Genomic DNA, 15,529 nt, shown 5'->3' on the forward strand with positions numbered 1-15,529 from the left:
TAGATCACAAAAAACTGATCTTACTTTTTGTCATCAACCTCTTTAAAGTCAGCATCAACAACGTCCGCATCTGGAGCAGGGCCCTGGCCACCTTGAGCGCCGCCAGGAGTTGCACCAGGAGCACCACCAGCCTTAGCCTGTTCAGCAGCCATAGCTTTTTCACCAAGCTTCTGACTTGCTGTACCTAATGCCTCAGTTTTTGCTTCAATTACTGCTTTATCACTACCTTTGATGGCTTCATCAAGCTCTTTTAGGGCAGTTTCAATCGCTTCTTTTTCAGAAGCCTCAAGACTTGCACCATGCTCTTCTAAAGCCTTTTTAGTAGAGTGCGCTAAAGCATCAGCAGTATTGCGTGCACCAACTAATTCCAAGGCTTTTTTATCTTCATCGGCGTTTGCCTCAGCATCTTTGACCATGCGCTGAATTTCTTCTTCAGTCAAACCAGAGTTCGCCTTGATAGTGATCTTGTTCTCTTTGCCTGTTGTTTTATCTTTTGCGGTGACATGCAAAATACCGTTGGCATCAATATCAAAAGTCACTTCAATTTGCGGCATGCCGCGAGTGGCTGGAGCAATGCCCTCTAAGTTAAATTCACCTAACAATTTGTTAGCAAGCGCAATTTCCCGCTCACCTTGAAAGCACTTAATGGTTACTGCTGGCTGATTATCTTCCGCTGTGGAATAGACCTGAGAATGCTTAGTAGGAATAGTCGTGTTCTTCGGAATCATCTTAGTCATCACACCACCCAAGGTTTCAATACCTAATGACAATGGGGTTACATCCAAGAGCAATACGTCTTTGCGATCACCAGACAACACGGAACCCTGAATCGCAGCACCAACAGCTACTGCCTCGTCTGGGTTAACGTCTTTACGTGGCTCTTTACCAAAAATTTCTTTTACCTTGTCCTGAACAGCAGGCATACGGGTCTGACCACCCACCAAGATGACATCGTCAATATCAGCAGGATTAACGCCCGCGTCTTTAATCGCAGTTAAACAAGGACCTGCCGTGCGGCTAATCAATTCTTCTACTAATGACTCCAACTTAGCACGCGTTAACTTGAGATTTAAATGCTTCGGACCGCTAGCATCTGCAGTTACATAAGGTAAGTTGATTTCGGTTTGCTGGGCAGATGACAATTCGATCTTGGCTTTTTCAGCAGCATCTTTCAAGCGCTGTAGCGCCAATACGTCTTTACTTAAATCAACGCCTTGCTCTTTTTTAAACTCAGTGATGATCCAATCGATAATGCGCTGATCAAAGTCTTCACCACCTAAAAAAGTATCGCCGTTGGTTGAGAGCACTTCAAACTGTTTCTCACCATCTACGTTCGCAATCTCAATGATAGATACGTCAAAAGTACCGCCGCCCAAGTCATATACAGCGATCTTGCGATCTACCTTGTCTTGCTTGTCTAAGCCAAAAGCCAATGCCGCTGCAGTAGGCTCATTAATGATGCGCTTCACATCTAAACCCGCAATACGGCCCGCGTCTTTAGTCGCCTGACGCTGACTATCATTGAAGTAAGCCGGAACAGTAATGACCGCCTCAGTTACTTCTTCACCGAGATAGTCTTCAGCCGTCTTCTTCATTTTGCGTAAAATTTCAGCAGAAACTTGCTGTGGCGCCATCTTTTTGTCACGCGCTTGGACCCATGCGTCGCCATTGTCCGCTTGAACAATCTTGTAAGGCATTAGGCCAATATCTTTTTGCACTTCTTTATCAGTAAATTTACGACCCATCAAACGCTTTACTGCATAAATAGTGTTTGTTGGATTGGTTACTGATTGGCGTTTTGCAGGGGCACCAACCAATACTTCGCCGTCTTCAACGTAGGCGATGATGGATGGGGTTGTACGTCCGCCCTCGGCGTTTTCCAGCACTTTAGGTGCATTATTTTCTACAACAGAGACGCACGAGTTCGTGGTTCCTAAGTCAATTCCGATAATCTTTCCCATAACAGCTCCAAAATTAAGTAATGTGTCGTTTCGTAAAACAATGAATACATCGATAAAGACTAAATTGGGTCAAAAAGAAGTATTTCAAGAGGCCAAAAGAGCAAAAAAGGCAGAAATCTGCCTTTTTGCCGACTTTTTTGCCTTACTTGGGTGCGCTGACCGTCACTAAGGCGGGGCGCAAAATCCGATCTGCAATGGAATACCCCCTTTGGAGAACTGAAATCACGGTATTAGCCTCTTGATCCGAAGCAATAGATGCAATCGCTTGGTGGTGGTGCGGATCAAACTTCTCGCCCACAGCAGGGTTTAATTCAGTCATACGGCCCTTTTCGAAGGCAGATAACAACTGTTTGAGGGTAATTTCTAAGCCCTCCTTAAAGGCCTTGGCATCGACTGCCTCAGCGGTAAGGGCGGCATACAGGCTATCGGCTACAGGCACAAGATGCTCAGCGAAACCCTCAATGGCGAATTTATGCGCTTTTGTCACGTCTTCCGCAGCACGGCGACGAATGTTTTCACCTTCAGCCTTGGCACGCAAATAAGTATCTTGCATCTCCGTCAATTGTTGATTGAGCTCTGCAATTTCCTGCTCTGGCGTTTTCACCTCGATATTCTCGGGGCTGATCTCGGCCTGAGTTTGATCGACGACATTTTCCTGATCAGGTGATGGATTTGGGATTTCTTGGGTCATGGGTACGAATTCACTTTTAAATAAGAATGGTTGCTTGTGGTTAGTATGGGGCTAAGTCACTACATTTCAAGTGCCTTAAATTCAAGCAATGCTCGCTTTAGCTAACTCCGCTAGACGATCGCGCTCCGCTAAAGCTGCTTCAGATTCCACACCCAAAGACCAGCCGGCTAAATGCTGATGGGCAATCTCATACATAGCATCGATCCATTTGGGATTGCTGTTCAAGCAGGGGATATAGCGGTAATCCTTTCCGCCATGCTCTAAGAAAATCTCACGCGCTTCCATCGCGATCTCCTCCAAAGTTTCAAGACAGTCCACCGGAAATCCAGGACAGAAAATATCAATTCTTTGGCAGCCCTCTTTACCCAGCTGTTCAATTGCTGGAGCGGTATATGGCTTTAGCCATTCAGCCCTTCCAAAACGAGACTGAAAAGTGACTAAATATTGGCCTGGTACCAGCCCTAAAGATTCGCCCAGTAAGCGGCCTGTTTTTAAGCACTCGCAGTGGTAAGGGTCACCCTTCATTAGATTTCTTTTGGGCAGCCCATGAAATGACATGACCAAGCGATCGCCTTTATCAAAGTCTGGGCGACCATCTTTATCCCAAGCCCCCAGCACTTGATCACGTAAAGCCGAAATATAGGCTGGGTTGTCATGGTAGTGCTTGATGAGACGTAATTCTGGTTGATCGCGCCAAGTGCTAAGCACTCGAAATACCTCATCAAAACTAGAAGCCGAAGTTGTTGCGGAATATTGTGGATAGAGTGGGAGCAATAAAAGTCGCTCCATACCCTGTGCCTTTAAGGCCTCAAGGACATGCTGCGTAGAGGGCTGACCATAGCGCATCGCCAAATCCACTAAAACTGTTTGCCCATGCTCGGCAAATTTTTCGCCCAGCTCTTTTGCCTGTAGGCGTGAATAGTGCATCAAGGGCGAGCCTAATTTAGGCAGCCAAATAGAGGCATATTTTTTGGCCGAAGCGCCACTGCGAATGGGCAAAATGATGCCATTCAAGATGCACCACCAAATCACACGCGGAATTTCTACTACGCGGGGATCGGATAAGAATTCTTTTAAATAAACTCTAACTGCTTTTGCAGTAGGCGCATCAGGAGTCCCTAGGTTCAACAACAATACGGCTGTTTTGGTAGAGCGTAAATGGGGGTTTGAATTCACAAAAGGCCTATCTTGATTGAATTAGGAGCTTAACGCACCGGATAATAATTTAGAAGTGATGTCGACAATCGGAATAACGCGATCATAGGCCATACGAGTGGGACCAATCACACCTAAGGTGCCCACGATTTGACCATCAACACTATAAGGTGCGCTGATAACAGCCAAATCCTCATAAGGCAATAAATCACTTTCACCGCCAATAAAAATTTGGATGCCATCTGCATGGCTAGAGATATCTAATAACTGCATCAGTACGGACTTCTGCTCCAGCATGTCGAACATTTTGCGTAACTTATCTAAGTTGGCACTAAGATCGCCTACATTTAACAAGCGGCGCTCTCCTGAGAGCAGCATATCGCCCTGGCCCATCCCATAGTCACTCACTCCACTATGCAATGCTAATGCCATTAATCCTGAAATATCCGTGCGTAGGTTATCGAGATCTGAAACGAGATGTGCGCGAACCTGCGCAAAGCTCTTGCCAGCAAACTGTGCATTGATGTAATTTCCAGCTTCGACTAGTTGGCTTGGCGTGTAATCTTGCGTTGTTGGCAAAATCCGATTCTGAACGTCACCCTCGGGGGTCACCATAATCAGCAAAATTTTGCCCTCGCCTAGGCGCATAAATTCAATATGCTTAAAAACCTGAGCCCGCTTAGGCGTCATCACAACCCCGGCGAAATGGGTCAAATTAGACAAAATCTGCGCCGCTGAGTTCAGCATTCTTTGGGGAGAATCCGGCAAAAGCCCTTTTTCTACCTCGCGAGCGGCGATTTCCTCTAGGGGCCGCACGGTCACCATGGTGTCAACAAATAAACGATAGCCACGTGGGGTCGGAATACGTCCAGCAGAGGTATGGGGGCTCGTTACTAGTCCCATACCCTCTAAATCAGCCATCACGTTGCGAATGGTGGCCGCAGATAGGTCTAATCCAGAGAATCGAGAAAGGGTTCGCGAGCCAATAGGTTGACCCTCCTCGATGTATCGCTCGATGAGTGTTTTAAGTAAGGCGCGGGAACGATCGTCCATAGTGGAAGGGATTTTATGCGTATGGTTTAATCTCCATATGTTAAGCCTATCCCCAAATTCCATCAAAAAGGCATTTAGCCGGGTTGCGCTTGTAGGCAAATATCAGGCTGATGGCATGCAAGAACACCTTGCTGACCTGGCAAAGCTTCTGGGGCAACAGGGTTGCGAGATCTTTATAGAAGCCTCAACAGCGGCTCATCTCAGCCTAACTGCCTACCCCACTAAAAAAATTGAAGAATTTGCTGGAGCCATCGATTTAGCCGTTGTATTGGGCGGTGACGGCACCATGCTTGGCATCGGGCGGCAGCTAGCTGGCAGTCAAGTCCCCTTGGTGGGTATCAATATGGGTCGACTGGGTTACATGACGGATATTCCTATTCGGAGCGTCCAAACGATTCTTCCCCAAATTATTGCCGGGGAATACGAGGCCGATACTAGGACTTTATTAGCCGCAGTAGTACTGCGCAATGGCGAGGAAATCAATCGCTCCTTAGCTCTGAATGATGTCGTTGTGAACCGCTCCGGAATTTCTGGCATGGTGGGACTAGCGGTTAAAGTCAACGGCTCTTTTATGTATAACCTACGATCTGATGGTTTGATTATCTCTACTCCTACTGGCTCGACCGCCTACGCCTTATCAGCGGGTGGCCCAATTTTGCATCCCCGAGTAGCGGGTATTTTATTGGCTCCCATAGCGCCGCACTCTCTATCCAATCGCCCCATTGTTTTGCCGCAGGACATCATGGTGAGCATTGAAGTAGTGGACGGTAGAGAAATCATTGTGAACTTTGACATGCAATCCCAAACGCATTTGCAGACTGGCGACACGATCCAAGTACGTCAGTCTGAAAAAACAATCACCCTACTGCACCCGCGCGCTCATAGTGACTACAAAACTTTGCGAGAAAAGTTACACTGGAATGAGTATCCATCGACATTCTGATGTCGAGTCTATTGATACGCTAAAGCATGCTGCAAACACTTACGCTCCGTGACTTTGTCATTGTTGATCAACTAGAGCTCGACTTTTCTTCTGGCTTTACTGTTCTCACCGGTGAAACTGGTGCCGGTAAATCCATTCTTTTGGACGCGCTAGGTCTCGTACTTGGAGAACGTGCTGATAGCAGCCAAATTCGGGAAGGCAGCAACCGTACGGAAATTAGCGCACTCTTTAGTATTGATGAAGCTCAACTTGATCACTTCAATCATTGGCTGGAGGAGCAAGGTTTCCCACTTGAAGAAAGCGGACAAAGTCTGCTACTCAAAAGGACCATAGAAACGAATGGTCGGAGTCGCGCCTTTATTAATGGCAGCGTGGCTACCCTAGCTCAATTACGAGAAGCGGGCGATCAACTAGTTGATATTCATGGGCAGCATGCCCATCAGCTACTACTAAAAAGTGGAGCGCAACGCGAACTTTTAGATCGTCATGCAAATCACACTGCATTAGTAAATACCGTTTCCCAATCTTTCAAAATCCTTCAAGACTCGCGTCGTCGTCTCGAGCAGGCAGAAAATGCTGGTCAAGATATTGAGCGAGAGCGCGAACGACTGGAATGGCAATTAGAAGAATTAACCGAACTCTCGCCACAAAATGGTGAGTGGATCGCTATTCAGAATGAGCATGCGCGCCTAGCAAATGGCGCAAAGATTATGGGTGGCTGCCAAGAGGCTATTGATGTTTTGAGTGAAGCTGAAAATTCTGTTGAGTCAACACTTTCTAAAGCGAGCATGAATATGAGTGCGCTATCAGCGCATGACTCTGCACTGAGCGCCATTAGCCAAGCCCTAGAATCAGCGCAGATTCAAGTTGATGAGGCCGTACATCATCTCAATCGATATTTACAAAAATTAGAGTTAGACCCAGCACGCTTAAGTCAGGTCGAAGATCGGATGCAGGCCCTACACAGTACAGCGAGAAAATATCGCACTGAAGCTGATTACCTACCCACTCTTTTTGACGAGACCACTGAGCGCTTAGAGGCTCTAACTGCCTCGCAAAACATAGGTGCATTACAAGACAAAGTGAAGCAAGAGGAAGCCGCCTATCTCAAGCTAGCTAAACAACTGACACAAAAACGTGAAATTGCTGCCAAGGATTTAAGTAGCCTTGTGACTTCAGCTATGCAGGATTTATCGATGGCAGGTGGGCAACTAGAGATTGCCCTATCCCCCCTTAGTGAAGGTAGCGCCCACGGTCTTGAGCAAGTCGAATTTTTAGTCGCCGGTCACTCAGGTAGCACGCCGCGCCCTTTGGCGAAAGTCGCCTCCGGTGGTGAGCTAGCGCGGATTAGCTTGGCCATCAGCGTTATTACCAGCAAAGCATCATTTACTCCGACCTTGATATTTGATGAAGTAGATGCCGGTATTGGCGGCGCTGTAGCAGAGACCGTTGGTAAATTGCTGCGACAGCTAGGCGAGTCACATCAAATATTGTGCGTCACTCACTTGCCGCAAGTGTCTGCACAAGGCAATCATCACCTTAAAGTGAGTAAGTCACAAGCCGGTGACAAAACACTCTCACAAGTGAGCCCCCTAGGAAGATCCGAGCGTGTGGAAGAAATTGCACGCATGCTAGGAGGCACCACAATTACCGATACCACTCGCCGTCATGCCCGAGAATTACTAGGGCAAGGTTAAATCTCAGGCGGAGCACCGAAGAGTTCTTGCCATAAATTTAATACTGACTGTCTAGCTTCAATGAGTTTTGGCTCTAGGCGTAAATTCACTCTCGTTTTTTCTGCTCCATCCAAACGCAAACGATGTTGATGGGCTCTCAATAGTCGATAAGCATTCGCGACATTTTGAGCAACGTCTATCGGGATTAAATCTGCTACGCCCGCAATACGTAATAGCGCAATATTGCCTAAATTAGCAATAAGCTGAGGGAAGGTATATGCATGAGCCAAAATTAAATACTGAACCATAAATTCAATATCGACCATTCCGCCAGCATCATGCTTCAAATCGAAATCAGTACCAGGGTTGGGGTGGCCGGCGTGAACCTTACGACGCATCTCTTCAATCTCGAGTCGCAATGCCCCAATATCTCGCTTCTGACCGAGCACTTCAGAACGTACGGCATCAAAATCGAACCCAACGTCTTTACTACCCGCAGAAAACCGGGCTCGAGTTAAAGCTTGATGCTCCCAGACCCAAGCAGTATTGCCGCCCTCGCGAAGTTGGTATTTTTTAAATGCGTCAGTACTCGTCACCAAAAATCCAGCGGCACCATTCGGCCGTAAACGGGTATCGATCTCAAATAAGCTACCAGCTGAGGTATAGGTAGTTAGCCAATTAATGACCCTTTTAGCTAGCAATGTATAAGCCTCTTGAAGAGTGAAGTCACCTTCCTCAGCCTGATACAGAAAGATCACATCTAGATCTGAGGCATAGCCCAACTCCTTACCTCCCAATTTGCCATAAGAAATGATGGCAAATGGCGGCAGTGGTTCTTTTGGCATACCAAACTTCTGCGCCACACTAGGCCAAACACGCTCAAAAGTGGTCTGCAGTATTAAATCCGCCAAGGTCGATAAATGATCGCTGACTTTTTCTACAGAAAGAGCCTGTTCAACTCCAATACCTACATCTGCCAATAAAGTGATAAAGGTTTCCGTGTGATGGGTCACACGCAAAATATCCATTGCTTGCTCAGATCCATCCCCACTTGACATCACATCATCAAGTCGCAGATTCAGAGTGCTACTGACTTCTCGCCAATATTGCTCCGGCTCTTCAATGAGCGCGATCTCTGTTCTGGAATTTAGTAAGTAATCCAATAAGTGAGGGTGTTGTGTTAAATATTCAGCGCCCCATTGAGAAGTTCTAATGAGTACGAGAACATTGAGTAACGCTTTGGGATACTCAGACAAAATGGATAAATAAGCACTACGTCTCGCAATAGCTTCCAGTAAATCAAAAAAGCGAAGTAAGGCAATATCTTTTCCAGCAGCAAGGTTGTCTTCTTGAAGGCTCTGAGCGGCTTTACAAATAAGATTACTAAAAATGAGCTGGCTCTTTTCTGGCAATTGCCTTCTCTTGACGCTATCCATCCAAAGCAGCCAACGCTTTAAAGATTCAGGGAAAAGAACTCCATCTGGCTGCCATCCCAGCGTTATGAGCCCGGTATCTAAGCGCGCACTATCGTCTAATAAAAATGCCTTTTCAAATAACTGCGCAACAACTGCCTGATGAGCATTCAACTCCATTAAGAAAGCAGACTGATCTTGCTGTGTACCTGGAGCCGACATACTCAAAGCTAAACGCGTACGTGCAGCCCCATCCTCTGGCAAGTAATGGGTTTGCTGATCCTCCCAAACTTGGATACGGTGCTCTAGGCGTCGCAAAAATTGGTAAGCCGCCTTTAGTGCCTCAACCTCTTTGGCCGATAAGCCCCCTTGCAGTTTGACAAGATCAAGCACTTCTAGGGTAGGTCGAATACGAAAGCGGGGGTCTGTACCGCCTCGCATCAATTGAAACATTTGAGCTAAAAATTCGATTTCCCGAATGCCTCCCCGTCCTAACTTAATATCTTTCGAGCGCCCCTGATGGGCTGAAGAGCGCTTCTCAGCTTCTCGTTGTATTTGCGCGTGAAGCTCCCTGATAGAAGCAATCACGCCGTAATCTAGGTGGCGGCGGTAAACAAAAGGACGAATCAATTGATCAAGCTCTTTTTGACAAGCGGTAAATGCTGGCGATTCTGGTGATGGGGCAATTAATCTCCCCTTAATCCAGGCATAGCGCTCCCACTCCCTACCTTGAACTAATAAATACTCTTCAAGCATATCCAGGCTACAGACCAAAGGCCCAGAATCTCCGTTCGGTCGTAGGCGCATGTCCACCCGAAATACAAAACCATTCTCATCATGTTCGGCTAGAAACTTAATTAAGCGTTTACCCATGCGGGTAAACCATTCATGGTGGGATAAGCTCTTCGTTATTTGCTGCGTTATTTGCTGCGTTGCGCCCTTTGCCATGCCTGATGCTGCATCTCGGGTGTCACCCTCATGCTCATACAAGAAAATTAAATCAATATCTGAAGACAAATTGAGCTCCATACCACCCAATTTACCCATGCCAACAACCATAAGCGGCATCTCTGCGTCTCTATCAGTACTCCAAGGCAGTCCAAATCGCCCCTCAAGATCACGGCGAATATAGGCAATCGATAAATTGACCGCCTCTTGTGCAAAATAACTTAATGCATGAGTCACCTCAGTTAAATCAGCTAATCCATTGAGATCTCGGAAGGCAACCCAGAGCATTAAGCGTTGCCTGGCTAACCGGAGATCTGCCATAAATCGCACTTCATCGTGCCCTGCTGCACCCACAGCTAATCGGCAAGGGCTTAGTAGCTCCTGAATGCCAAAAAGGTTAATCTCTTGACTACTTTTGATGTTTAACCAATCAATCCAGTCTGGACGTGCATTTAGCCAGCGCTGTGCGTAGGTTGAATGCTGCTTAAGAAATTCAATTTGGGTCGGAAAATCCATCATCTCTCTATCTTAATCTGAGTCCGAGCCCAAACCACAGAAGCGTTGTGCCTACCCAAGGGCTGACGGATAATAAGACATATGCCTGAAAAGATTATCCCGAGTCGCTTATTAAGCGTATTGCACAGCGCGCTTCAAAAGCGCCCCCCTGGCTCTGGAAGCTTCTGGCGCAAACGTGCGCTCATTCTCGGCGGCCTTGTTGTGACCTTATTGATACTTGGGCACCTTGGCGTTCGATTTGTGCTGTGGCCACAAATTGAAAAATCCAAGTCCACCCTAGAAAGCATGATGAGCTCTCGCCTAGGCGCAAGCGTCACTATGGATGATGTTCAAGTGTCGTGGACTGGCATTCGTCCGAAATTTGTTATCCAAGGCCTCAAGTTCACTAAGTTCACTAAGTTCACTAAGCCAGATTCAACATCCACTTCAGCCGCTGCTGCGCCACTAATAATTGAACGCATTCAAGGCGAATTAAGTTGGCTATCTTTTTATTACTTAACGCCTTACTTTCATCAAATTAGTGCTAACGGTGTGCAGCTATACATTCAACGAGATGCCAAAGGTTTCATTTCGGTTGCAGGCATTCCCGCTCATAGTAGCTCGGGCGATCTGTCAACTGAAAATTGGCTGCTAGCTCAAAATACTATTGAAATAAATAATGCGCAGCTAGTTTGGGAGGATCAACAAAGCCAAAAACTGAAAACGACAATTGATATAGAACGGTTTCGCTTTAATAATGGTATTCGCAAACATCAAGCTGAGTTAACGGCACTGACACCCTGGAGCCAAAACCCAATTCAAGTTCAAGCAGACTTTGTCCATCGCCTTGGAAGCCAAGCGGGGAACTGGCACAACTGGACCGGCCAGTTTTCCTGGGATACCTCCGCTTTAAACCTCAGCCAGTTATTGAAGGATATCGCCCTTCCTCTAAACGACTTACAAGGGCGACTCACCTCCAAAGGCAGTATTGAACTGGATGCTGGCAAGGTAAATGAAAGTAAATTGTTCTTAGCTGTCGATCAATTGAAGCTTCAACTCAACAAGGATGAAGCTCCGATTGAATTTGGGAGAATCGAAACGAACTTAGTACAGGAGATTGATCGCGGTTTAAATTCAATTACCACTAAAACTTTGTCATGGCGCGCTACAAACGATCTCACAACAAAACCGCTGGAAACACTAAGTCCTATTACTTTTCGCTGGCGCACTCCTGAAGCCGGCGGAGAAATTAAAACATTTGGATTCTCATCCCCTAAAATTCAATTAGAGGATATTTCCTTATTTGCCCTAAACCTCCCTTTGTCGAAAAAGATACGTCAATGGGTTAAGGTTGCAGCAGCTAATGGCGAACTTAAAAATCTAGAAATGAATTGGTCAGAAAATAAATCTGCTCTAGCCAATCTTCCAGTACCAGGTAATTGGTTTTCTAACGTCAAGCTCGATTTTAGTATCAGTGCAAAGCTCAATAACATCAGCTTTACAAGGGTTAACCCATCGCTACCCTCAATCACCAATTTGACCGGAAACCTGACTAGCAATCAAAAGCAGGGTAACCTCACAATCAATTCCAGCAAGCTCGAATTGAACCTAGATAATTTTTTATCTGCGTCATTATTTAAATTTAATAGTGCAAAAGGTGAACTCAGTTGGACTGAGCAAAAAGGAGCTTGGCTGATCAATGCCAAGAAATTGCAATTAAGTAACCCTGAGATAACAGCCAGCCTCGACTTAAACTATCTTGCAGCAGGCCCAAAGCAGCCTGATCAAATAACACTTGATATGCAATTTTTCCAGGCTAAATTGGCGACTGTACACCGCTACCTTCCGATCGGCATTGACAAAGAAGTCAGAGAGTATCTCGGTAAGGCCTTTGATTCTGGCGATGTTCAGAATGGCTCTCTCCATATTAAAGGCAACGTAGATCAGATTCCGTTTCCTAATGGGCAAAACGGAGAGTTCACTCTTCATTTGCCGATTGTTCAAGCGAGTTATAAGCCGGCGCCATTGATGCCCATAAAGCAGGGTATCTGGTCGGCCTTCAATAATATCAACGGCAAAATCGACATGAAGCAATCTGTTTTATCTGTTGATATTGACCGTGCCAATTATAAAAATACCGCTGTTAGTAATGTCCTTGCTCAGATCCCGGATGTCACTGCAAAAAACCTCACCCTACTGATTAAAGGCCAAGTGATTGGTGATGGCTCGCAAATAATGGAGTACGTGGTTGTGTCACCTATCGGCGTTCAGCAGCCTAGCTTAGTGAAAGGTCTTTCTGTATCCGGCCCAATCAATCTTGATCTTGGACTAAAGCTTCCCCTTTCCGGTAACGAAAATGCCAGTATCGATGCCAAACTCACCTTGTCTGGCAATAAAGTGCAGTGGGGCTCGATTCCGCCCCTGGAAAATCTCAAGGGGAAGGTTCGCATTACCGAAAAGAATCCTGAGTTCGAAAATGTGACAGCTAACTTTCTTGGTGGGAATATAAACATCTCAAGCGTATCAAGCGTCTCGGGCGCCCCCAGCACTACCGACAGTTCCAGCTTTAATATTAGCGGCACTACTGATGCTCGCTTTATCAAAAATTATGTCGCTACTATTTCAGGGTCGCCGCCGTATTTGAAACTATTAAATGCGATGAGTGGGACCGCCAAATATGAAGGCTCATTGGACTTTAATAAGCTCGGGAGCCAAACCAATCTGGTATTTGATTTACGCAACTGGGCAAGTTTAGCACCCAGTCCAGCAAACAAATTAGCTGGCAGTCCTATGTTAGGACAATTTAAATTACGTACATTCCCAGCCACTAAATCAAACTTAGTGCGCGCAGATTGGTCTGCCAAGCTTGGAGAGGATTACTTTTTACAGGGCAATTTAGATAGTAGCGGCGCCTATAAAAACGCAATCGGTATCGGTGCACCCCTCAACCTTCCCCAACAAGGCTTAGCCGTTAATATTGTTAGTAAAGAACTAAATCTCGACACATGGATGGACTTTATTGGATCGAGTCAGCCTAAAAATTCCATGCCAGAAGTAAAGAGTCCAGAAAAATATAGCGACAGTACCCAAGTTACTGCACAAATCAAAAGATTGATTGCACTTGATCGAGCGTGGGATGATTTCAGCTTAAATGCTGTTGAAAAAAATGATGCTTGGCAGCTCCGCCTCAGCGCTCCTTTGTTGGCCGGTCAAATGCAATGGACTCCGAGCAGCATCGATCAATCTAGCGGTCTGATCACTGGGCGCTTATCTAAATTAAAAGTGCCTGAGCAAATACGCGTTGTCGAAACCGCCTCTTTAGATTCAACTCAATCAGTGAAGAAGACGGGGAGCCAATCAAGTCAAACAAAACAGGCCTTAAGCCCCAGTAACATCCCAAGTCTTGATATTACGATCGATGATTTGACTTTAAAAGAAGCGCAATTAGGTCAAGTAAAGCTCAGAACTAAGACTACCCAAGACACTGTAAAGATTGAGTCTTTACAGATAAATAATCCACAAGCCAATTCAACAATAACAGGTCAGTGGATTGGCAAAAATTCGAATACTGCTGAAATGAGTTCGCTTACCGCCAACATGGATATCAAAGATTTTGGCCACATGATTTCGAGATGGAGCAACCCTAAACCTGTAGAGGGGGGGTCAGGAAAATTAAAAGCAAATGTTAGCTGGTCTGGGTCGATATTCTCACCCGATGAGGCCTCGCTTGCGGGCAAGGTGAGTGTTGATCTTACCCAGGGGCGCCTGCTTGAAGTCAATACAGATAGCGCCAAGTTACTTGATGTACTTAGCTTGCAAAGCTTATTTAGATTTGCTACATTAGATTTGCAGGGCAGTTTAGGCAATCTAGCTACCAAGGGCACCCCTTTTAAATCCATTACTAGTCATTTTGAAATTGGCCAAGGCATTGCGCAAGCGGAACAATTTACGATGATCTTAGATCAAGCTCGTGTTGCGATGACAGGTCAAATTAACATTCCACAAAAAACGCAAGATTTACGTATTACGATATTTCCAACAATTGATGCAACCGCTGGCTCGCTAGCGGCATTTGCCCTCAACCCCATTATTGGCTTGGGCGCTGTTTTAGGTCAGTACTTAATTACCAGCCAAATTAATCGTACGATGCAGACAGACTACCTAGTACAGGGCTCTTGGCGTGATCCTGAAGTGGTACCACTAGACCAAAAAGGTCGACCACTAGACGCAAAGACCTTGAATACAATTCGTACGAAGAATTTATTAAAAGAGCAGGATAAGCCTGACCTACCATCTGCGCCACAACAGAATCCTACTGGCACTCCCACCTCTAATTCGCTTCCAGGCTAAGCATGGAAAATGATTCAATGAACACCTCCGAACTCAAAGTGGCATCGGTACAAATGGTGTCGACCCCTGATATCGCTGAGAATCTCAAGACTGCAGAAGGCCTCGTACAAGCCGCGGCAAGAAGCGGTGCCCAAGTCGCAGTCTTACCAGAATATTTTTGCTTAATGGGGCTGAAAGATACCGATAAGGTCAATGCACGCGAGGCACTCGGAAGTGGCCCGATTCAAGAACGGCTTGCCGCAATCGCCCTAGAAAATCATCTGTATTTAGTTGCAGGTACTCTTCCGCTCGTTGCTAGCAGCCCTAATAAAGTCTTGAACACCACACTGGTATTTGACCCCCATGGAAAGCAAATTGCGCGCTATGACAAGATCCATTTGTTTGGCTTCCAGACTGCGCAAGAAAGCTATGAGGAATCTGCCACCATTGAAGCAGGCGATACTCCAGGCCATCTCACTATCAATATCAATCAAGTTAATTGGCGCCTTGGATTAAGTATTTGCTATGACCTACGCTTTCCAGAGCTTTACCGGCAGATGGGCCAAGTAGATTGCCATATTATTCCTGCGGCCTTTACTTACACTACTGGCAAAGAGCATTGGGAGATTTTGCTGCGTGCGCGCGCCATCGAAAATCAATGCTACGTACTATCTTCAGCACAAGGTGGGGTTCACCTTAATCAAAGGCGAACTTGGGGGCACAGCATGCTAGTGGACCCCTGGGGTACAGTACTAAGTGATTTATCTGAGGGGAGCGGATTGATTACGGGCATTCTCAGCAAAGATAAATTAAAAGAAGTACGCTCTAAATTACCCGCACTTCAACATCGCAAGCTTTAACAAAGA

9 protein-coding genes are annotated in these 15,529 nt (G+C 46.1%); 4 read left to right on the forward strand and 5 right to left on the reverse strand.

Annotation, left to right across the window (positions count from 1 at the left end; genetic code table 11):
- Nucleotides 1-20 precede the first annotated feature (20 nt).
- The 4 genes from dnaK to hrcA form a co-directional block, all read right to left on the reverse strand.
- Nucleotides 21-1,961 (reverse strand): molecular chaperone DnaK, encoded by a 1,941-nt coding sequence (dnaK, locus tag QUD86_RS07725; RefSeq protein WP_286296408.1) that lies wholly within the window; start codon nt 1,959-1,961, stop codon nt 21-23.
- A gap of 142 nt (nt 1,962-2,103) precedes the next feature.
- On the reverse strand, nt 2,104-2,652 hold the full coding sequence (gene grpE / locus QUD86_RS07730) for a nucleotide exchange factor GrpE (protein WP_286296409.1): 549 nt from the start codon (nt 2,650-2,652) through the stop codon (nt 2,104-2,106).
- An 81-nt stretch (nt 2,653-2,733) separates the two neighbouring features.
- On the reverse strand, nt 2,734-3,828 hold the full coding sequence (gene hemH / locus QUD86_RS07735) for a ferrochelatase (protein ID WP_286296410.1): 1,095 nt from the start codon (nt 3,826-3,828) through the stop codon (nt 2,734-2,736).
- A gap of 21 nt (nt 3,829-3,849) precedes the next feature.
- Complete coding sequence (gene hrcA, locus QUD86_RS07740; RefSeq protein ID WP_286296411.1) at nt 3,850-4,860, reverse strand: heat-inducible transcriptional repressor HrcA; 1,011 nt, start codon at nt 4,858-4,860, stop codon at nt 3,850-3,852.
- 37 nt (nt 4,861-4,897) lie between these two features.
- Between hrcA and QUD86_RS07745 the strand changes: the two genes are divergently transcribed.
- Both QUD86_RS07745 and recN read left to right on the forward strand, forming a co-directional pair.
- Nucleotides 4,898-5,803 (forward strand): NAD kinase, encoded by a 906-nt coding sequence (locus QUD86_RS07745; RefSeq protein ID WP_286296413.1) that lies wholly within the window; start codon nt 4,898-4,900, stop codon nt 5,801-5,803.
- A 26-nt stretch (nt 5,804-5,829) separates the two neighbouring features.
- A complete protein-coding gene (gene recN / locus QUD86_RS07750) occupies nt 5,830-7,500 on the forward strand; it encodes a DNA repair protein RecN (RefSeq protein ID WP_286296415.1) in 1,671 nt (556 codons plus the stop codon).
- Here the strand turns inward: recN and glnE are convergent.
- Complete coding sequence (glnE, locus tag QUD86_RS07755; protein WP_286296416.1) at nt 7,497-10,358, reverse strand: bifunctional [glutamate--ammonia ligase]-adenylyl-L-tyrosine phosphorylase/[glutamate--ammonia-ligase] adenylyltransferase; 2,862 nt, start codon at nt 10,356-10,358, stop codon at nt 7,497-7,499. The genes recN and glnE overlap by 4 nt on opposite strands.
- A gap of 78 nt (nt 10,359-10,436) precedes the next feature.
- Between glnE and QUD86_RS07760 the strand changes: the two genes are divergently transcribed.
- Nucleotides 10,437-14,684: a YhdP family protein gene (locus tag QUD86_RS07760; RefSeq protein ID WP_286296419.1), complete on the forward strand. Its 4,248-nt coding sequence runs from the start codon at nt 10,437-10,439 to the stop codon at nt 14,682-14,684.
- Nucleotides 14,685-14,686: 2 nt separating this feature from the next.
- A complete protein-coding gene (locus QUD86_RS07765) occupies nt 14,687-15,523 on the forward strand; it encodes a carbon-nitrogen hydrolase family protein (RefSeq protein ID WP_286296421.1) in 837 nt (278 codons plus the stop codon).
- Nucleotides 15,524-15,529 lie beyond the last annotated feature (6 nt).

The organism is Polynucleobacter sp. TUM22923, assembly GCF_030295705.1.
Taxonomy (GTDB): domain Bacteria; phylum Pseudomonadota; class Gammaproteobacteria; order Burkholderiales; family Burkholderiaceae; genus Polynucleobacter.